Source organism: Paenibacillus sacheonensis (assembly GCF_009909195.1).
Lineage (GTDB): Bacteria > Bacillota > Bacilli > Paenibacillales > Paenibacillaceae > Paenibacillus_Z > Paenibacillus_Z sacheonensis.
In genome coordinates this window covers 70,459-86,567 of the sequence record NZ_JAAAMU010000011.1, presented here as the reverse complement: position 1 = coordinate 86,567, position 16,109 = coordinate 70,459, and the positions used below count along the sequence as shown (strand labels likewise).

Sequence of the window (16,109 nt, the reverse complement as noted above, 5' to 3'; positions counted from 1 at the left end):
CATGCGAAGGAAGGTTTGGCATGAAACGCCTGTTCGCGATTCTGATTGTGCTCCTGTTGCTGTCCGTCAGCGTCCCCGTGTTAACCTCGGCGGCGCCGGCGAAGTACGATCCGGCAGACGGTTATCACCAATACATCAAATGGATCGGCGCAGCGAGGAAAGCCGCGCAGGAGCGTTATCCGAAGGCTGCCCTCGTGGACCTGCTGTATGTCGGCTGCAAGGCGGAATGGCCGGCGCCGAAGCGGTTCGTCTATAAGTTCTGGATGCAAGAAAACGACCGCGAATTCGGCGTTTACGTCACTGTCGACGAGGCGGCGAGTCCGGACCGAGCCCGGGCTTCGCGAATCGAGAAGACGGATGCGATCCTCCTGTCGTACGGGCATTGGAGCCGGTATGCGAACGAAGCCGTGCAAGCGGAATATCCGGGGGCGGAGATCGTCGGCTGGCGGCCGTTCGGCTGCGCATGCCTAGGCAAGGAAGCATCGAGCCAAGTCTTCCGGTTCTGGTTCCGTCAAGGAGGACGAAGCCAAGTCATGAGAGTCACCGTAAGCTATAATCCCGCGACGAACAAGGCGCTGGGCGTCAAATTCGAGCCGATTCGGAGTTTCTCGGAGTAACGGCCGTCCGTCCGCTGCATTCGCTGCAAAATAAAGAGCCCCTGCGCCGCTAATGCGAGGGGCTCCTTCTGGTGTCATGCGCTCGTTAAACATAGGTCCGCCTATTCCTGCTCCAACAGCAAGTTCATGAAATGCTGCCCGATCACGGGCAGCGACATGCCTCGCCGAATGGCTGCGCCTATGCGCCGCTCCGGGATCGGCTCCGCGGTGCGCAGCTCGAACAGCTCCCCGTCCTGCAGCTCCTGCCGGACGAACGCGCGCGTCACGAAGGCGGCGCCGTAGCCGCGCTTGGCGAACTCGACCAGCATCTCGGTGCTGTTCAGCTCGATGGCCGCATCAACGGCCAGTCCTTGCTCGGCGAACCAGCGCTCGGCGAACTGCCGCGTGCTGCTGCCGCCGGAGAGGAGCAGCAGCGGGAGCGCGGCCAGCTCCTCCGCAGCAAGCGGGTGCTCGGCGGACTCGCGATACTGCGGCCCGGCGACGAAGCAGTCTTGGATGGCGGCCAGTGGACGCGTATCCAGCTCGGGGTCGTCCGAAGGCAGATGAACGATGCCGATGTCGATGCGGTTTTCTTTCAGCCAGGTCCCGATCTGCGCGGTATTGCCTTGGTAGAGGCGAAGCTCGATGCCCGGGAACTCGCTGCGGAGCCGGTCGAGCGGGGCAAGGAGCTTGTGCTTAATGAGCGGTCCGCTGGATCCGATGCGCAGCTCGCCCGACGCGCGGCTTTGGAGCGCGGCCATTTTACGTTCCCCGGCTTCCAGCAGCGACAGCGACTGCTCGACGAAGGCCAGCAAAGCCGCCCCCTCCGGCGTCAGCGAGACTCCTTTGGACTGCCGGTCGAACAGCTTCACTCCCAGTCCTTCTTCCAACTGCTTGATGGCATAGCTGACGGAAGGCTGCGTCAGATGCAGCTCTTGCGCGGCTTTCGTCAAATTGCCGCTCCTCGCCGTATGCAGGAACATTCGATACCATTCCAAATGCAGCTTTACGCTGATATCAATCACCTCTATGACAAACTGTGAAAATACCGATTTCATTTATCGCTTTGCATTCATTATAATCATAACCAACGTAAGCGAACAATCCTAAGGGATCAATTCATCATCATGGAGGTCTTCATATGGCAGGGAGCTCATTCGGAGAGGCATTCAAAATTACGACGTTCGGAGAATCGCACGGCGAAGCGGTCGGCGTTATCGTGGACGGGGTAACCCCGGGACTAGAAATTGACGAGCGATATATCCAGGTCCAGATGGACCGCCGCAAGCCGGGACAGTCGTCGGTGACCACGCCAAGGAAAGAATACGATCTTGTCCGCATCCTGTCCGGGATGTTCGAAGGGCGCACGACCGGAACGCCGCTGTGCTTGATGCTGCAGAACACGGATATGCGGCCGAGCGCCTACGACGGGATGGATCAGACGTTTCGTCCGGGGCATGCCGATTACGCCTATTTGAAAAAGTACGGCCTTCGGGATCACCGGGGGAGCGGAAGGGCTTCCGGCAGGGAAACGGCGGCAAGGGTGGCCGCGGGCGCGGTCGCGTGCAAGCTGCTGGAGGCCAGAGGCGTCGGCATCGTCGCGTATACGCGGGAGATCGGCGGCATTGCCTGTCGGACGTATCAGCCGGACGAGATCGAGAAGAATAACGTTCGCGCCTGCGACCCCGAGGCGGCAGTCCGCATGGAGGCGCGCATCACGGAGCTGGCTGCCCGGGGAGACAGCGTCGGCGGTATCGTCGAATGCCGCATCAGCGGGGCGATGGCCGGTTTGGGAGAACCGGTATTCGATAAGCTGGACGCGGATTTGGCGAAGGCGATGCTGTCGATCGGCGCGGTCAAGGGCATCGAATTCGGCACAGGCTTCTCCGCAGCCGGGATGCTGGGCAGCGAGCATAACGACGGCATGGATGCGGATGGGTTCCTAAGCAATCATGCGGGCGGCATTCTGGGCGGCATCAGCACGGGAGCGGATATCGTGTTCCGGGTCGTCGTTAAGCCGACCTCCTCGATTTCCGTGCCGCAGCGCACGGTGAACGTGGAGGGGGAAGAGCGGACCATTGGGACGGAGGGGCGGCATGATCCCTGTATTTGCCCTCGAATCGTGCCGGTTATCGAAGCGATGGCCTGTCTCGTGCTGGAAGATCACTACAAACGGCAAGCGGCGTTGCGAGATTGAGCAGCTAGCTGCGCGTAAGAAGTAATACGTAACGCGGAGAACCCTTGAGATCGCCTTGTATAGGAGGCGTCCAGGGTTCTTGTTGTTTAAGCGGTGGGAAGATGACCCAAATACCCAGCAAACTATATTGACAGTCGATATAACAGATGTTAATATATCAATATACGATATATCGAGAGTCAGAGTAAATGGAGGTGGACAGCCGCGATGGCCGACGTGAAAGGCATGCTTCCGCTGACCGAGGCCTTTTATTACATTTTGATCGCGCTATATGCGCAGCCTTCGCATGGGTACGGCATCATGCAGGATGTCGAGGGCATGAGCGACGGCAGGGTGAAGATCGGTGCAGGCACGCTGTATACGGCGCTAAACACGCTGCTCGGCAAGGGGCTTATCGACCACTACCCCGTCCCGGAAGGAACGGACGCCAGGCGCAAGATGTACAGCATTACGCAGGACGGCAGAGACACGGTCGCTGCCGAGATGAAGCGGTTGGAGGAGCTGCTCGCTTCCGGGCGGCGCATCATTCACCCAGAGGAGGCGTGAGGCATGGGGAAGCAGGTCGAGACGAAATACCGCCTGTGGTTCAGCTGGCAATACGAGCAGGAGGAGAAGTGGATCAACGAGCTGTCCCGGCAGGGGCTGCAGTGGAAACGCGGCGGAATCATACGCAACGAATTCGAACGGGATGCATCCGTCCGGTATACGTATCGGTTGGATTACCAGCTCGGACTGAATAAGGAAAAGCGCGAGGAGTACTTGGAGCTTTATCGCGATGCCGGCTGGGAGTTTAGGGGGAATTGCACGCCTGCATGGTTTTATTTTCGCAGGGCATGGCGGCCGGAGGAGGACCCGCAGCTCTATACGGACCGGGAATCGCTCGTCACGCACTATAAACGGCTGCGCAGCATGATGGCCGTGATGCTGTTGATTAATCTGTTCATCATGTGTTTGAACGGCATTAATTTGCTGCCGAGAGCGAACGGCCATTTATGGGGAATCGTCATCCCCGTGCTTGCGATCTATGCGCTGCTCTTCCTGCTGCTCGGAACCGGGGTCGTGAAGATGAACCGCAAGATCAAGAGAATTACCTCGTGACAGTTTCAGCTTGCGCAGAGCAGATAGCCGATAATTAAAAAAGAGCGCGGCCCTTATCGGTCCGCGCTCTCGCTATGATCGGTTACATGCTCTCCCGAGTTTGCTTGCCCGCCGCATACACGGTGGCCGCATTGGCCACGCGCGCGCCCAAGGCTTCTCCCAATGCGAGGCCTTTCGCAAACAGCGATTGACTCAGCACGTCATGGGTATCTTCGACGGGAGACGTCACCCCTACGCCGTAATAACTGCCGTACAGCGCGTTCTCCGGTATATTGGCCGGCAAGCCGACGATTATCATCCCTTGATGAAGCATCGGCGTAATCAGGTTCAGCAGCGTGGCTTCGCTGCCGCCGTGAATGGTTGCCGTCGTGCAGAATACGGCGCCGATCTTATCGACCAGCTTCCCGTTCGCCCATAGATAGCCGAGTTTATCGATCCATTCCTTCAAGCCGGAGCTGATGGTGCCGAAGTGTCCGGGGCATCCCCAGATAATCGCATCCATCTGCTCGAGATCGTTGACGTTCGCCTTTTTGACGTGATTGATGAAAACCTCCGCGCCTTCTACGCTTTGGGCCCCTTTGGCAATGGACCTTGCAAGCTGTTCCGTGTGCCCTGCTTCGCTATCGTAAACAATATACATTTTCATCGTGAAAGCTCCTCTCTAGGTTGGGAAATCAAGAGCGATTCCTCACTCGTTTTCTTTTAGGGACCCGGTCAATTTCTTCAGCGTCTCCCGGTATGCTTTATCGCTCATTTCTTCCAGGCGTTCCTCAGCCTTGGCATTGCCCTGCAGCTGAAGAAGCGCCTTCCGATATTCTTTATCGTTAAAATTCCCGTTGTCCGCCGCCGGCTCGGGGGTTTTCAGAAATCCTCGGATGGCATCGCGGAACTCGTCGTCGGCGCCCTGCCGTTCCGGGCGAGCGGCGTTCTCGGCTGCTTCCGGCGCAAGGGCTGCTTCCCGCGCTGCCGGCACGGGAATCGCCTGCATCTCCGTCGCAACCTGGACCGGTTCTTGCACCGCGTCCTCGCGCGGCGACACCTTGCGGATGAAGAATGCGAGCACGAGCGCGGCAACGGTCAGCCAAGTGGCGACGACGAAGGAATGGTTGATCCCGTAGATCGTGGCTTGCTGCGCGATTTCGCCCATTTTTGCTTTGTCCGACGGATCGACATGGCCCGAGATCGTCAGCTCCTTCGCATGCGAGGCCGCGCTGTTCGTCATGAGCGTCACGAGAATGGCGGTACCGAGCGCGCCGGAGACGTTCCGGAGCGTCTGGGACATGGCCGAGCCGTGCGCGTTCAAGCGGCGAGGCAGCTGATTGAGGCCGGCAGTTTGGATCGGCATCATCAACATGGACATCCCGAACATCCGAAGCGTATAGAACAGCATCATATGATTATAAGTCGTATCGGCCTCGAGCTGGCTGAACTCGTACGTCGTGACGGCCGTGATGATCAGACCGATCACGGCGAGCCAGCGCGCGCCGATCTTATCGAAGACCATGCCGGTAATCGGCGACATGATGCCCATCAGGACAGCGCCCGGAAGCAGGAGCAATCCGGATTCGAGCGGCGTGAAGTGACGGATGTTTTGCAAGAAGATCGGCAGCAGAATCATGCCGGAGTACATGGCCATCGTGATAATGGCATTGATTAGAGCCGTAAGCGAGAACATCGGGTACTTGAACACGCGCATCTCGAGCAGCGGCAGCTTCGCGAGAATCGAGCGGACGATGAATAACACGAGCGAGACGGCACCGACGGCTAGGCAAGCGATGACTTCGGTGGAATCCCAACCGGCTGTCCCCGCTTCGCTGAAGCCGTACAGCAGCCCGCCGAAACCGAGCGTGGACAGAATGACGCTGAGCACGTCAAGCTTCGGACGCGAAGTCTTGATGACGTCCTTCATCGAGAAGGCGCCGAATACGACGGCTAGAATCGCCAGCGGCAGTATGATGTAGAACAGAACATGCCAATCGTAATTTTCGACGATCCAGCCGGACAGCGTCGGCCCGACGGCCGGCGCGAAGATCATCGCGACGCCCATCATGCCCATGGCCTTGCCGCGTTCTTCGACGGGGAAGATCGTCAGGATGACGATGGTCATCAGCGGCATGAGAATGCCGGCGCCGCAAGCTTGGACGAGACGGCCGGCCAGCAGAACGTCGAAGCCGCTCGACAGGGCGCAGATGACCGTGCCGATGGCGAATAAGATCGATGCGACCATGAATAACCTGCGGGTCGTGAAGCGGTTAATCAGATAAGCGCTGATCGGGACGAGCACGCCGTTCACCAGCATGTAGCCGTTGGACAGCCATTGAATCGTGCTTTCCCCGACGTCGAGATCCTCCATCATTTTCGGCAGCGCGACGTTAAGCACGGTTTGCGCCAGCAGTGCAACGAATGCCGCGATGAGCAAGGAGGCCATGATCGGTCCTTTGCGCAATTGATTGGATACCATAGTAGTCATTACGTTAAGCTTCCTCCCTTGATTGTCTTAAGATGCGCAATACGTCTTGCTGAATGCGCTCGAGCTCCCGTTGGTCGTCTTCCGGAAGATCAAGCAGCGGACGCAGCAAATTCAGCCGGGTCGCATCTGTTTCGCGCCATAGTTCCATGCCTTTATCCGTCAGCGTCAGCGTCATCGCGCGGCGGTCCTGCTTGGTGCGCTCCCGTTCCACGAGGCTTGCTTTGACCATGCGGTCCACGATGCCGCTTGTCGTGCTGTTGCCCAGGTTCAGCTTCTCGGCAAGCTCCGTCAAGCGGATCTCCGGATGCTCGCGAAGCACCCGAAGCACGATGAGCTGAAGGGCCGTAAGCTTATGCTTGCTCGCCGCTTTGGACAGCAGCTGGAAGAAGGCTTGATTCACTTCGCGATAAGTCTGGAAAATACCCAAAATCCATTGTTCTCCCACTGGATACTCCCTTCGCAAGATATTTCGCATGCGAACTATTATCTACCCAATCTATACATATGTCAATCGACACATATAAATACTTTGTACCATTTTTGCCAACAAACCGAGAGAGACACAGTTGTAGTACCTAGTATCCGCATCCCTTCATCAGGCCATCCTGAGAATATTGAACAGAGGGGAATACTTACAAAAATTGAGAATCGGTGCTATGATGGCGACACGATACTACGATCATGGAAGGTGAGTGCCATGTGCAGAAATATCAAAACGTTATTCAATTTCGATCCGCCCGCAACGGAGGACGAGATCCAGGCGGCGGCCCTGCAGTTCGTGCGGAAACTGTCGGGCTTCAATCAGCCGTCGAAAGCCAATGAAGCCGCGTTTCAGCTGGCCGTGCAGGAGGTTACGGCGGCTGCGGAGAAGCTGCTCTCCGGCTTGGTGACGAACAGCCAGCCGCGTGACCGGCAAATCGAAATTCAGCGGGCTCGCATTCGTTCCGTCAAGCGTTTCGGCCCGCGCGAAAGCTGATCGCCGCAGCGGTCCGATCCGATCATAAGCGTAAGCCTGTTTTCTGTTTCCTTGCTTGGAATCTTAAATGCAGCCGAAGCCTCGGCCATTCATAGGCCTCGTGACCTTAGAAGGCCGAGGCTTTTTGGCATGTCCGGCGAACGCTGCTCTCGGCCTTGTTCGGAGGACACAGTTTCGTGCCTTTCGTTCTTCCTGCGGGGGCGGTATACTGTGGACCGAGGCGCAATCCGCGCCCGGGAGCTCTTTTATTCTATCGTGCGAGGTTTCTGAATCCGATGCCCAAAACCAACCGGCCTTATGTACTCTTGTTGATGGTCATCGCCGCGCTCATCGCAGGCTATGCGCTGTACCGGAATATTCTGCAAGATCCTGAAGCAGCAGGCTTCCTGAGTCATAAAACAAACCCGCTCAAGCAGGTTGATTTGCCTGTCTGGCTGAGCGTCATGCGCGTGCATCTCGGGTTTGCCTGCCTGGCGATGCTGGCCGGAGCGGTCAATTTCTCGCCTTGGGTGCTGCGGCATTTCCGCCGGTTTCATAAGAGGAACGGGTATGCCTATCTGATCTCGGTGCTTGCGGTTTCCCTCACATCCGGCTATATGGCGCCTTATGCGACGGGAGGCAAGGCAGTCAGCATTCCATTCAATATGCTGAATATTCTTTGGCCGGCATTTACGGTGCTTGCCATCATCAGCATCCGGAAGCGTCGGATTCTGCAGCATCGGCAATGGATGGTGCGAAGCTACGCGTTCTGCTTTACGAACATGGCTGTTCATCTGCTTGCTTACGTGTTCAGGGAGTGGGCGGACTTGTCCTATGAAGCGGCATACACTGCCGCCGTGTACGGGGCCATCGTGCTTCTGCAGCTGCTGGCCGAGCTGTTCATCCGGCTCTTCATGAACCGAACAACCGCGGGGTTCGAGCTGTCTTAGTCGTAACGGAGAGTTGTTCGTCCAGCGAAGAGAAGTTCGCGTATGTTCGCTGCGCGGGCGATATGGAAAAAGGGCTGCAAGCCTGCTGCGATCATGCAGCGGCTTGCAGCCCTTCGTGTTTCAGCCCGGCCGTGCAGCCCCGGGGCTCCGCCCGAGATCACGGCTGTATTCTTCCGGCGATTTGCCGACGATGGCCTTGAAGCTCTTGATGAAATGCGCTTGGTCATAGAAGCCGAGGCTTTGGGACAACGACACCCAGTCCGGGATGCCGTTCTTCTCGATCAGCTCCGCGGCCTCCTGCAGACGGAAGCGCTGAATGACCCACTTGGGGCTGACGCCTACATAGCGGTTGAACAATCGCTGCATGGAGCGGACATTCAGGTGGAACATGTCGGCCAAGTCCTCCACCTTCGTGATGTCCCGATTATCGATGACCTGCTGCACGACGCTGTCGACGAGCGGGATGTTGTCGTCCGGCTCGGGGAGGCGCGAGCGGAGGAAGGCTTCCGCGATACGAACCTTCCCTTCGTCCGTCTCCTCGGCAAACAGCCGCGACTCGGCCTCGCGCGCTTCTTCGCCGAAGATGTCCCGGAGGGCGAGCACGCCGCCGGTCAGCAGCGCCGCCGGCTGCTTCCAGAACGGATAGAAGCCGCCGGGCTTGAATTTGATGCCGAGCACCTCGCCTTCATCCTGCAGATGGCGGGTGTACGTCCGCTTCGGAATGCCGTGAACCCCTGCGAAAGCGCCGTTGTGATCGCGTTCGAACGACATATTGATGTTGGGGTAGGATAATATCGTCTGCGAATAGGGAGCCTGTCCGCGCAAATCCCAACGGACGGTCCAATAGTTTCCGATGTACGGGGCCAGGTCGGGAGACGGTTCGAATCGATTCAGCGCGAATTTCCCCCGGGCCGCCTCCGCCTTCAAAATGCCGCGGTCCGATTGTCGTTCGTTCATGGCAAACTTCCTTCCGCATGCCCTGTCGCGTTTTTACAATACTTTGCTCGCGGGCTGATTTATAGTCGTAACAGACAGCTCGTCAGATACAAGTCAGAGACAGTGGTAAAATCGAAGGGAGATAACAGGAATGGAAGAGCTCAGCTACGAAATCTATATCGACGCGCCGCCGGAAACGGTGTGGAACGCGCTCGTCACGCCGGAAGGAACGCGGGCGATTTTCTTCGGCAGCGTTCTTGAATCCACGTTCGAGATCGGTTCCGATTATGCGTACGTGGGTCCCGGCAACGACGGGGAGCGTACCGTGCATGTTTATGGAAAAGTGCTGGAATACGATGTCAATCGACGCATGAGCTACATGGAACATCCCGGCCCGTCTTACCGCGAGAACCATGAGGAGCTCGAGACGCGCGTCACGCTCACGCTGGAAGTCGTCGGGGCCGTTACGAAGCTGAAGCTCGTCAACGACCGCTGGCCGGAGGGACATCCGTCCTACGCAAGCACGAAGCAGAGCTGGCCGATGATTCTGAGCAGCATCAAGACGTATGCGGAAACCGGAAAAACGCTGAATTTCGGCTGGTAAACGATCGCCGTCCGCGGCAAGCAGCGAACATGGAAGCGGGGAGTGCCGCGTTAGCGGCTTCCCTCGCTTTTTTTTGCCGTTTAGATACGCTTGGACGCTCGCGCCAAGGGCCGGCCGGTTTATGTTTTTATGGAAAATTACATTTACGCCGGAGATGCCTGGCCGTATACTGATTGAACATTCGGCAGCCGCAGGCGGCAGCCCGACAAAGGAGAGGTTGCAATGGAACATTATCTGTATGGTCAGCTGGCTTTCGTTCGCGCGCAAACGCTGAAGCTGGCGGAAGGCGTCTCGGAACGGGATGCGGACCGGATTCCGGAAGGTTTCCGCAACAACATTCGCTGGCATCTGGGTCATATTTACGTCGTCATGGAGCGGTATGCATACAAGTACACGGGTCTGCCGCTCAACGCGCCGGACGGCTGGGCGGCATGGTTCGAATTCGGCACGTCGCCGTTGACCGCGCCGGAAGGCGCCGTGCTGCCGACGCTGGACGAGCTGCGCGAGCGGCTCGGCGGTCAGATCGAGCGGATTCAGGCAACGTATGAATCGCGCATCCAAGAGCCGGTCGCCACGCCGTACACCACGACGTCCGGCCTGCTTTTGGAGACGCTGGAACAATTCTTTAGCATCAACCTGTACCATGAAGGCATGCATCTCAGCACGATCCGCGCATACAAGAGACTGTTGTCAATCGAATAGGATCGGCACGTATGACGCCCCGCCCCTTAGGGCGGGTTTTTTTATGCTTGCTCGTACACGGGGGCCGGTTGGATCCGGCAGATCCGCTGCGAGAAAACCGATCCCCACAGCGAGACGGCAACCAGCACGACGAGCGCGATGGCCGACAGCATCAGCGCCGGCATGGAGCCGGCAAACGGGCAGAGCGCCGCCAGCACGACCAGGCCCGTGATAAACGGAGCGGGGAAGACGTTCGCGACGATGCGCAGGAACAGCATGTTGCCGAGCAGGAACAAGGCCGGCCCGGCAAGCAGGACCGCGGCCGCCTTGGCTTCCAGATGGCCCGTCGGATGGGCAAGCAGCAATTCGTCTCCGACGGCCGTCACGATAATGCCGGCAACCATGAACAGATGCGTGTAGGTATAGGCCGAGCGCGCTACGCGGCCCGGGTCCGCCGAGTGGGAGATGAAGTGATGGCCGGTTTTGGCGGTCATGTCGAAATAAATCCACCACATCGCGACCGTGCCGGCGAAGGCGGCGGCAAAGGCGGCGACCGCCGCGGAGCCCCACTCCAGCTTGGCGAACGTCGCTCCGGTCACCAGAATCGATTCCCCCAGCGCGATAATAATGAACAGTCCGCAGCGCTCTGCCATATGGGAGCCTTCGACGTCCCAGACGGCCGTCGGCGTCTTCCCGAGACGGGGCGTCCAGAAGCCGACGGAGGGCGAGAGATACTCGATCGCGAGCGCCGCCGCCCACAGCCCAAGCCGCCAGCCGTCATGGGCGAAGCCCCCGATGACCCAGCAGATTCCCGATACCGACAGCCAGCATAAGATGCGGAAAAAGTTGATGCGAAGCTCGTCGTGCCCTCCGCGCATCAACCATACGGTAGCCGCCGTGCGCCCCGTTTGAAAGAGGGCGTACGCGACCCCGAAGTACAGGCCGGCTTTTTCGAACGCCTCCGGAATCGACGTCGACATGATGAGGCCGAGCAGCATCAACGCGATTAGCAGCAGCCGGACCTGCACCGATTCGGGATTCAACCAGTTGATGACCCATGCCGTGAAGATCCACGCCCACCACACCGCCATCGTCAGCAGTCCGAGATGGACCGCCCCTGCCAGCGTGAAATGCTCCAGAAACGAATGCGACAACTGCGTCACCGCAAACACGAAGATTAAATCGAAAAACAATTCAATGAATGACACTTTCCCCGAGTCGCTGCTTCCCCTGGTGCGAAATATCGCCGTGTCTGCAATCAATCTTTTCATCTTTCCGCTCCCATCGCTCGTTTGTCGACCTGATTGTATCATGCGCCCGGCTGGCGGGCCATGGTGAATTGAGCCACTATAAGGATGTTTAAAGCGATTTCGAAGAAGGGTAATAGGAAAGGAGTCGAACCGATCGAAGGAGGCGTTTACGATGAGCTATTCCAACATACTTGTCGCGTACGACGGGGGATTGCCATCCGCGAAGGCGCTGGACAGAGCAATCGACATGGTGCAGCATTACCCGGAAGCGAAGCTGACGGTGCTGTACGTATACAGCGTGGCGGCGGTTGCGGTCGCGGATTCCATGGTGGTGGTGCCGACGTCCGTTCAGCGGGAACAGTTCGTTCAGGCGCAGGAGCTGCTGGCGGAGGCGGAAGCGCGGGTAGCGGCGGTTCCGTTTGCGACCGCGGTGCTGCTTGAGGGCAGTCCTGGAGAAACCATCGTCGACTATGCCAACCAGCATCAGTGCGACTTGATCGTCATCGGAAGCCGCGGGCTGGGCGCGATTCGCGAGTTCGTCTTGGGAAGCGTCAGCCATTACGTGCTGCAGCACACGCAGCTGCCGCTGCTCGTCGTGAAGTAATCTGCGGGGTGCGCTGCATCATTGATGCAAATTACAAGCGTTGGAAGATCACATAAGTTGCGGGAGGAGTAAGTATTGCCTCCCGATTGCGAGAAGCCTCCGATTGCCGCGGAATACGCGGAGCTGGAGGCTTCTACTAGTCTTCGCCGCCAATCAACGCCAATCGCTAGTTAGCGCCTCTACACAAGTGGCGGTTTAAGCCTTCGAACTTCCGGGCCGGGGCTGGAGTCGGAGAATGATGCCGTGAGATCTGCAAATTAACAGGAAGATTATGGACAAAATATAGCGGGTTTGCTATTGTAATTTTGTAACTGAAATTACAAAAGTTCACTTCGCAGGAGCGACGAATATGGCAGGGAAGAAGAAAAGCATGGTGCTCTCCGTCCGGCTGGGCGGAGATGCGCTCGAAGCGGTCGATTTGCTCGTCGAGGCCGGACTGGAATCGAACCGTTCCAGGGCGGTCGCGCACTTGCTCGCCGTGGGCATCGGCGCCTCGGAGGACCTCCTCGGCAAGGCGCGGTCCTTGGCCGACCAAGTGAAACGGCTGCGCAGCGAGATGGTCGAGGCGGTCAAGGAGGGGCGGGCGGATACGGTATCCGCCTTGCTGCAGCAGGATGCCTCGCTTGCGAACGCCCGCAACGACAGCGGAGAGACGGCGGTGCTGATGGCCGCGTATTACCGGTCGTCGGCGATCAAGGAGCTGCTGCTCGACCACGGCGCGGAGCTCGGCGCGTTCGAGGCCGCCGCCGTCGGGAGCACGCAGCGGGTCGCGGAGTGGCTGGCGAAGTCGCCGGAGCTGATCGGGGCTTACAGCAATGACGGGTATACGATGCTCGGGCTGGCGGCGCATTTCGGCAGCGAAGAGGCGGCGCGGTTCCTGCTGGAGCGGGGAGCGGACGTCGACGCGCGAAGCCGCGACGGCAATTTGAACAACATGGCGATTCATGCGGCGATCGCGGGTAATTACGAGCATATCGTCAGACTGCTGCTCGACCATGGCGCGGACGTTCATGCGGTATGCGAGGGGAAGTGGCGGCTTGGGTATACGCCGCTCCATGTTGCGGCGTATTTCGGCCGCAGCCCGATGATCCCGCTGCTGCTGGAAGCAGGCGCCGATCGAGCCGCGCTGACGGACGACGGGCGGACCGCCGCCGAGCTGGCCGTCATGCGGGAGCATCCGGCCGCGGCAGCCTTATTGCAAGCCTAATCCATCATTGAGGGAGAAGATCGCACATGGAGCCAAGACAAGGAATCGCACCGGAACTGGTCAAGGAGTTCGTCGGCAATGCGCATGGAGATTTGAATCGTGTCCAGGAACTTTTGGCGCAGGAGCCGGGCTTGCTGAATGCCGCGTGGGACTGGGGCGGAGGAGACTGGGAGACGGCGCTTGGCGCGGCAGCCCATACGGGCAGCCGGGATATTGCGCTGTTCCTGCTGGAGCGCGGGGCGAGGCTCGATGTCTTCGCGGCCGCGATGCTGGGCAAGCTCGAGATCGTCAAGGCCATGATCGCCGACCGTCCGGCGCTCAAGGATGCCCTCGGCCCGCACGGCATTCCGCTGCGCGCGCATGCGCAGGCAGGCGGCGAGGACGCATCCGGGGTCATCGCTTTTCTCCAATAACGTGTTGGCGAGCACTGTCTTGCGAGATAGATAGCGCTGATGGGGGTGCAGAAGGAATTCCTGCAAGCGTCGCTGGACGAGATGAAAGCCAAATACGGCTCCATCGACGGCTTCATCGAGAAAGGCCTTGGCGTGACGAAAGAAGAGCGCGCGAAGCTGAAAGCGATGTACCTGGAGTAGGCTTGGCCAATTTCGGCTGCACCAGCCGAAACGGCACGAAACGAAGAGCCGCGGGATTGATGGCGCATCACGATGAACGCGATGAATCACGAGAAACGGGAGGTCCTCCTTATGAGGATCTCCCGTTTGGTCGTTGAGCCGATATTCGCGATGCCGGGCAGAGAAGCCGAGTCGACGGATTAGCCGCGAAAGCTGTACGAAAAGCACATATTAAGAGCGCTGGCGGTCAGCTGGGCTTGAAAAGCTGGTCGAAAGGCTCATCGCACCGTAGGCAGGTTCAGCTCGCCTCGTCATCCGGCTCTCCTGGCGCAAAGCCCGAGCCCGCTCTCTGCAGCGCGTCGTCCAGCACGCTCCGATACAAGGGAACATCCGGCTGCTGCTGAGCCAGCTGCTCGTAATAGTAGGCGACTTTGCTGAAATAGTACGGGTACGCGTCCGCGGCCGGCACGAGTCCGTTTACTTCCCAGCGGTAGGTCTCGATGCGGTACGACTGGTCCGATTCCTGCAGCCAGAGCGCCAGCTCGCATTTGCCGTCCGGTCCGTTCGCGTCCGGCATATCCTCGATCTCCAGCCAATCGTACGTGATCCCGTCAGGGACGATGCGCGACAGGCCGGCGCCCGTCCACTGCAGAATGTCCAGCTCCACCTCGCCGTCTTCGTGCTGCCAGCCGATCAGGAGGCTGTTCTGCCCGGCTCTGGCGACGGGGGCCGCGGCCATGTCCGCGACGTAGACGCCTTTGCCATCCGCATGGGCGAACATATGCCAGCCGGCGCCGGCGTGCTTCAGCACGATCAGATTCTGCTCGCCTTGGTAGCGGTACAACGCGACCAGCTCGACGTTGTAATCATAGTCGATATCGGCGAACAAGACGGCCGGCATGTCCGCGTGCCGCGACAGCGTGGCCAGCTCCGCGCCGTACGGAATGAACGGCTGAACGATCGATACCGCGTATTGGACATTGTTATTCATCCGGATGATTCCCTCCGTTTCAATGGCATTCAAGACAGCATATGCCGGAGGAAAGGGGTACATGTCAGCGGAGATCGTTAAGCTCGCCCAAGAATGGCGCTGCGGCTTCTTATAGCCGGGTGCCTAGACTTTAAGGTATTCGAACGCGGGCTTATCCTTCGTTACCGCGTCCCAATCCCAGAGATGCATGAACTGCTCCAGATGCTTCATCCGTTCGGGCGTGGCCGACTCGAGCATCGCATCGCCGTGATAGCGGCTTATGTTGGCGCCGACATGCGGCAAAATCATTTTGCGCAGGAATCCGATGTCCTCTTCTTTGTACCGCTCGCACATGTTCATGGTGAACATCCGGCGCTTGCTGCCGCCTCCCCATGCGGAATGAAACGTACGGTGGTTGAAAATCAGCAGGTCGCCTGGCGTGACGTCGAGCACCTGCGCGGGGATATCGGACCCCGCAATGCCGAAATGCTTCTCGGGATTGCGCAGCGTCCGCGCGAGATCGAGCGCGTAGCGGTCGGTCTCGCGGTGGCTGCCAGGCATGACGCGCAGCGCGCCGTTCGAGCCGTCCAGCTCGTCGAGGTAGAACGCCAGCTTGATATGCGTGTATTTCGGCTCCGTTCCGTCCGGATGCCAAGGCGTATCGCCCGTGTAATAATTGCCGTCGCTTCCCCAATAGTTGAAGTCGTCCCCGATCAGCGAAGAAGCGGCGCCCAGGACTCGCGGATCGTCCAGCAGGCTGGACAAGTAGTAGCTCGAATCGACGCAGGGAACCATCAATCGTTTCGTGCCGTCATGGATGCCCATGACCTTCTCGTAAGCCTGCAGCACCTGTTCGAAATGCGCCGTGATCGTCTCGATGTCGTCCTTGAAGAGCCCCGGCAGTTTAAGAAAACCGAATACGTTGAAGAAATCCACCTGCTGCTGCGTAAGCTTCATCGCCTCGCAATCCCCTTTCTCAACCTCGCGTTCATGAAATGGAATCGAAATTCAATGCTAGT

Annotated in this window: 20 protein-coding genes; 12 read left to right on the top strand and 8 right to left on the bottom strand. The window is 58.8% G+C overall.

All coding sequences use genetic code 11. The features are described 5' to 3' along the window. Positions 1-20: 20 nt before the first annotated feature. The gene (locus GT003_RS20100; protein ID WP_161701148.1) at positions 21-617 is read left to right on the top strand and encodes a DUF3889 domain-containing protein; all 597 of its coding nucleotides are present in this window, start codon (positions 21-23) and stop codon (positions 615-617) included. A gap of 101 nt (positions 618-718) precedes the next feature. On the opposite strand, the gene GT003_RS20095 is transcribed toward GT003_RS20100, so the two are convergent. After that, the gene (locus GT003_RS20095) at positions 719-1,654 is read right to left on the bottom strand and encodes a LysR family transcriptional regulator (RefSeq protein ID WP_161701146.1); all 936 of its coding nucleotides are present in this window, start codon (positions 1,652-1,654) and stop codon (positions 719-721) included. 83 nt (positions 1,655-1,737) lie between these two features. Here GT003_RS20095 and aroC point away from each other — a divergent pair, with 83 nt between their 5' ends. The 3 genes from aroC to GT003_RS20080 all read left to right on the top strand — a co-directional run bounded on the left by aroC (position 1,738) and on the right by GT003_RS20080 (position 3,891). Further along, on the top strand, positions 1,738-2,793 hold the full coding sequence (gene aroC / locus GT003_RS20090; RefSeq protein ID WP_161701144.1) for a chorismate synthase: 1,056 nt from the start codon (positions 1,738-1,740) through the stop codon (positions 2,791-2,793). A 207-nt stretch (positions 2,794-3,000) separates the two neighbouring features. Further along, on the top strand, positions 3,001-3,339 hold the full coding sequence (locus GT003_RS20085) for a PadR family transcriptional regulator (protein WP_204798943.1): 339 nt from the start codon (positions 3,001-3,003) through the stop codon (positions 3,337-3,339). A gap of 3 nt (positions 3,340-3,342) precedes the next feature. Continuing rightward, entirely contained in the window at positions 3,343-3,891 is a 549-nt protein-coding gene (locus tag GT003_RS20080) for a DUF2812 domain-containing protein (RefSeq protein ID WP_161701142.1), read from the top strand. A gap of 82 nt (positions 3,892-3,973) precedes the next feature. Here GT003_RS20080 and GT003_RS20075 read toward each other — a convergent pair whose 3' ends face one another. Genes GT003_RS20075 through GT003_RS20065 form a run of 3 tightly spaced genes read right to left on the bottom strand, consistent with a single transcriptional unit; the run spans position 3,974 to position 6,806 of the window. Beyond that, complete coding sequence (locus GT003_RS20075; protein ID WP_161701140.1) at positions 3,974-4,537, bottom strand: NAD(P)H-dependent oxidoreductase; 564 nt, start codon at positions 4,535-4,537, stop codon at positions 3,974-3,976. 42 nt (positions 4,538-4,579) lie between these two features. After that, positions 4,580-6,361: a DHA2 family efflux MFS transporter permease subunit gene (locus tag GT003_RS20070; RefSeq protein WP_161701138.1), complete on the bottom strand. Its 1,782-nt coding sequence runs from the start codon at positions 6,359-6,361 to the stop codon at positions 4,580-4,582. Between the two features lie 4 nt (positions 6,362-6,365). Beyond that, the gene (locus GT003_RS20065) at positions 6,366-6,806 is read right to left on the bottom strand and encodes a MarR family winged helix-turn-helix transcriptional regulator (protein ID WP_338045993.1); all 441 of its coding nucleotides are present in this window, start codon (positions 6,804-6,806) and stop codon (positions 6,366-6,368) included. A 252-nt stretch (positions 6,807-7,058) separates the two neighbouring features. On the opposite strand from GT003_RS20065, the gene GT003_RS20060 reads away from it, so the two are divergent. Next, positions 7,059-7,337 (top strand): DUF2277 domain-containing protein, encoded by a 279-nt coding sequence (locus GT003_RS20060; protein WP_161701133.1) that lies wholly within the window; start codon positions 7,059-7,061, stop codon positions 7,335-7,337. Positions 7,338-7,612: 275 nt separating this feature from the next. Then, complete coding sequence (locus GT003_RS20055; RefSeq protein ID WP_161701131.1) at positions 7,613-8,266, top strand: DUF2306 domain-containing protein; 654 nt, start codon at positions 7,613-7,615, stop codon at positions 8,264-8,266. A gap of 120 nt (positions 8,267-8,386) precedes the next feature. Here GT003_RS20055 and GT003_RS20050 read toward each other — a convergent pair whose 3' ends face one another. After that, positions 8,387-9,223 (bottom strand): helix-turn-helix domain-containing protein, encoded by an 837-nt coding sequence (locus GT003_RS20050; protein WP_161701129.1) that lies wholly within the window; start codon positions 9,221-9,223, stop codon positions 8,387-8,389. A gap of 130 nt (positions 9,224-9,353) precedes the next feature. Between GT003_RS20050 and GT003_RS20045 the strand changes: the two genes are divergently transcribed. After that, a complete protein-coding gene (locus GT003_RS20045; protein WP_161701127.1) occupies positions 9,354-9,806 on the top strand; it encodes an SRPBCC domain-containing protein in 453 nt (150 codons plus the stop codon). A gap of 222 nt (positions 9,807-10,028) precedes the next feature. Beyond that, positions 10,029-10,508: a DinB family protein gene (locus GT003_RS20040; protein ID WP_161701125.1), complete on the top strand. Its 480-nt coding sequence runs from the start codon at positions 10,029-10,031 to the stop codon at positions 10,506-10,508. 41 nt (positions 10,509-10,549) lie between these two features. On the opposite strand, the gene GT003_RS20035 is transcribed toward GT003_RS20040, so the two are convergent. Beyond that, positions 10,550-11,758, bottom strand: coding sequence for a low temperature requirement protein A (locus GT003_RS20035; protein ID WP_161701123.1), 1,209 nt, complete (start codon positions 11,756-11,758; stop codon positions 10,550-10,552). Positions 11,759-11,909: 151 nt separating this feature from the next. Between GT003_RS20035 and GT003_RS20030 the strand changes: the two genes are divergently transcribed. From GT003_RS20030 to GT003_RS20015, 4 genes are all read left to right on the top strand, one after another. Continuing rightward, entirely contained in the window at positions 11,910-12,341 is a 432-nt protein-coding gene (locus GT003_RS20030; protein ID WP_161701121.1) for a universal stress protein, read from the top strand. A 349-nt stretch (positions 12,342-12,690) separates the two neighbouring features. Next, on the top strand, positions 12,691-13,548 hold the full coding sequence (locus tag GT003_RS20025) for an ankyrin repeat domain-containing protein (protein WP_161701119.1): 858 nt from the start codon (positions 12,691-12,693) through the stop codon (positions 13,546-13,548). A gap of 26 nt (positions 13,549-13,574) precedes the next feature. Next, positions 13,575-13,961 (top strand): ankyrin repeat domain-containing protein, encoded by a 387-nt coding sequence (locus GT003_RS20020; RefSeq protein WP_161701117.1) that lies wholly within the window; start codon positions 13,575-13,577, stop codon positions 13,959-13,961. A 39-nt stretch (positions 13,962-14,000) separates the two neighbouring features. Then, positions 14,001-14,141, top strand: coding sequence for a tyrosine-protein phosphatase (locus tag GT003_RS20015; protein WP_161701115.1), 141 nt, complete (start codon positions 14,001-14,003; stop codon positions 14,139-14,141). Between the two features lie 277 nt (positions 14,142-14,418). On the opposite strand, the gene GT003_RS20010 is transcribed toward GT003_RS20015, so the two are convergent. Next, positions 14,419-15,111 carry a hypothetical protein gene (locus GT003_RS20010; protein ID WP_161701113.1) on the bottom strand — a complete coding sequence of 231 codons (693 nt, stop codon included), beginning with the start codon at positions 15,109-15,111 and terminating at the stop codon, positions 14,419-14,421. A gap of 123 nt (positions 15,112-15,234) precedes the next feature. Then, positions 15,235-16,047 carry a phytanoyl-CoA dioxygenase family protein gene (locus GT003_RS20005; protein WP_161701111.1) on the bottom strand — a complete coding sequence of 271 codons (813 nt, stop codon included), beginning with the start codon at positions 16,045-16,047 and terminating at the stop codon, positions 15,235-15,237. Positions 16,048-16,109: the final 62 nt, after the last annotated feature.

Excerpts from the sequence above, each read along its gene's own strand:
- GT003_RS20100 (WP_161701148.1), top strand. The coding sequence starts at position 21 with ATGAAACGCCTGTTCGCGATTCTGATTGTGCTCCTGTTGCTGTCCGTC.
- GT003_RS20095 (WP_161701146.1), bottom strand. The coding sequence starts at position 1,654 with ATGAAATCGGTATTTTCACAGTTTGTCATAGAGGTGATTGATATCAGC.
- aroC (WP_161701144.1), top strand. The coding sequence starts at position 1,738 with ATGGCAGGGAGCTCATTCGGAGAGGCATTCAAAATTACGACGTTCGGA.
- GT003_RS20085 (WP_204798943.1), top strand. The coding sequence starts at position 3,001 with ATGGCCGACGTGAAAGGCATGCTTCCGCTGACCGAGGCCTTTTATTAC.
- GT003_RS20080 (WP_161701142.1), top strand. The coding sequence starts at position 3,343 with ATGGGGAAGCAGGTCGAGACGAAATACCGCCTGTGGTTCAGCTGGCAA.
- GT003_RS20075 (WP_161701140.1), bottom strand. The coding sequence starts at position 4,537 with ATGAAAATGTATATTGTTTACGATAGCGAAGCAGGGCACACGGAACAG.
- GT003_RS20070 (WP_161701138.1), bottom strand. The coding sequence starts at position 6,361 with ATGACTACTATGGTATCCAATCAATTGCGCAAAGGACCGATCATGGCC.
- GT003_RS20060 (WP_161701133.1), top strand. The coding sequence starts at position 7,059 with ATGTGCAGAAATATCAAAACGTTATTCAATTTCGATCCGCCCGCAACG.
- GT003_RS20055 (WP_161701131.1), top strand. The coding sequence starts at position 7,613 with ATGCCCAAAACCAACCGGCCTTATGTACTCTTGTTGATGGTCATCGCC.
- GT003_RS20050 (WP_161701129.1), bottom strand. The coding sequence starts at position 9,223 with ATGAACGAACGACAATCGGACCGCGGCATTTTGAAGGCGGAGGCGGCC.
- GT003_RS20045 (WP_161701127.1), top strand. The coding sequence starts at position 9,354 with ATGGAAGAGCTCAGCTACGAAATCTATATCGACGCGCCGCCGGAAACG.
- GT003_RS20040 (WP_161701125.1), top strand. The coding sequence starts at position 10,029 with ATGGAACATTATCTGTATGGTCAGCTGGCTTTCGTTCGCGCGCAAACG.
- GT003_RS20035 (WP_161701123.1), bottom strand. The coding sequence starts at position 11,758 with ATGAAAAGATTGATTGCAGACACGGCGATATTTCGCACCAGGGGAAGC.
- GT003_RS20030 (WP_161701121.1), top strand. The coding sequence starts at position 11,910 with ATGAGCTATTCCAACATACTTGTCGCGTACGACGGGGGATTGCCATCC.
- GT003_RS20025 (WP_161701119.1), top strand. The coding sequence starts at position 12,691 with ATGGCAGGGAAGAAGAAAAGCATGGTGCTCTCCGTCCGGCTGGGCGGA.
- GT003_RS20020 (WP_161701117.1), top strand. The coding sequence starts at position 13,575 with ATGGAGCCAAGACAAGGAATCGCACCGGAACTGGTCAAGGAGTTCGTC.
- GT003_RS20015 (WP_161701115.1), top strand. The coding sequence starts at position 14,001 with ATGGGGGTGCAGAAGGAATTCCTGCAAGCGTCGCTGGACGAGATGAAA.
- GT003_RS20010 (WP_161701113.1), bottom strand. The coding sequence starts at position 15,111 with ATGAATAACAATGTCCAATACGCGGTATCGATCGTTCAGCCGTTCATT.
- GT003_RS20005 (WP_161701111.1), bottom strand. The coding sequence starts at position 16,047 with ATGAAGCTTACGCAGCAGCAGGTGGATTTCTTCAACGTATTCGGTTTT.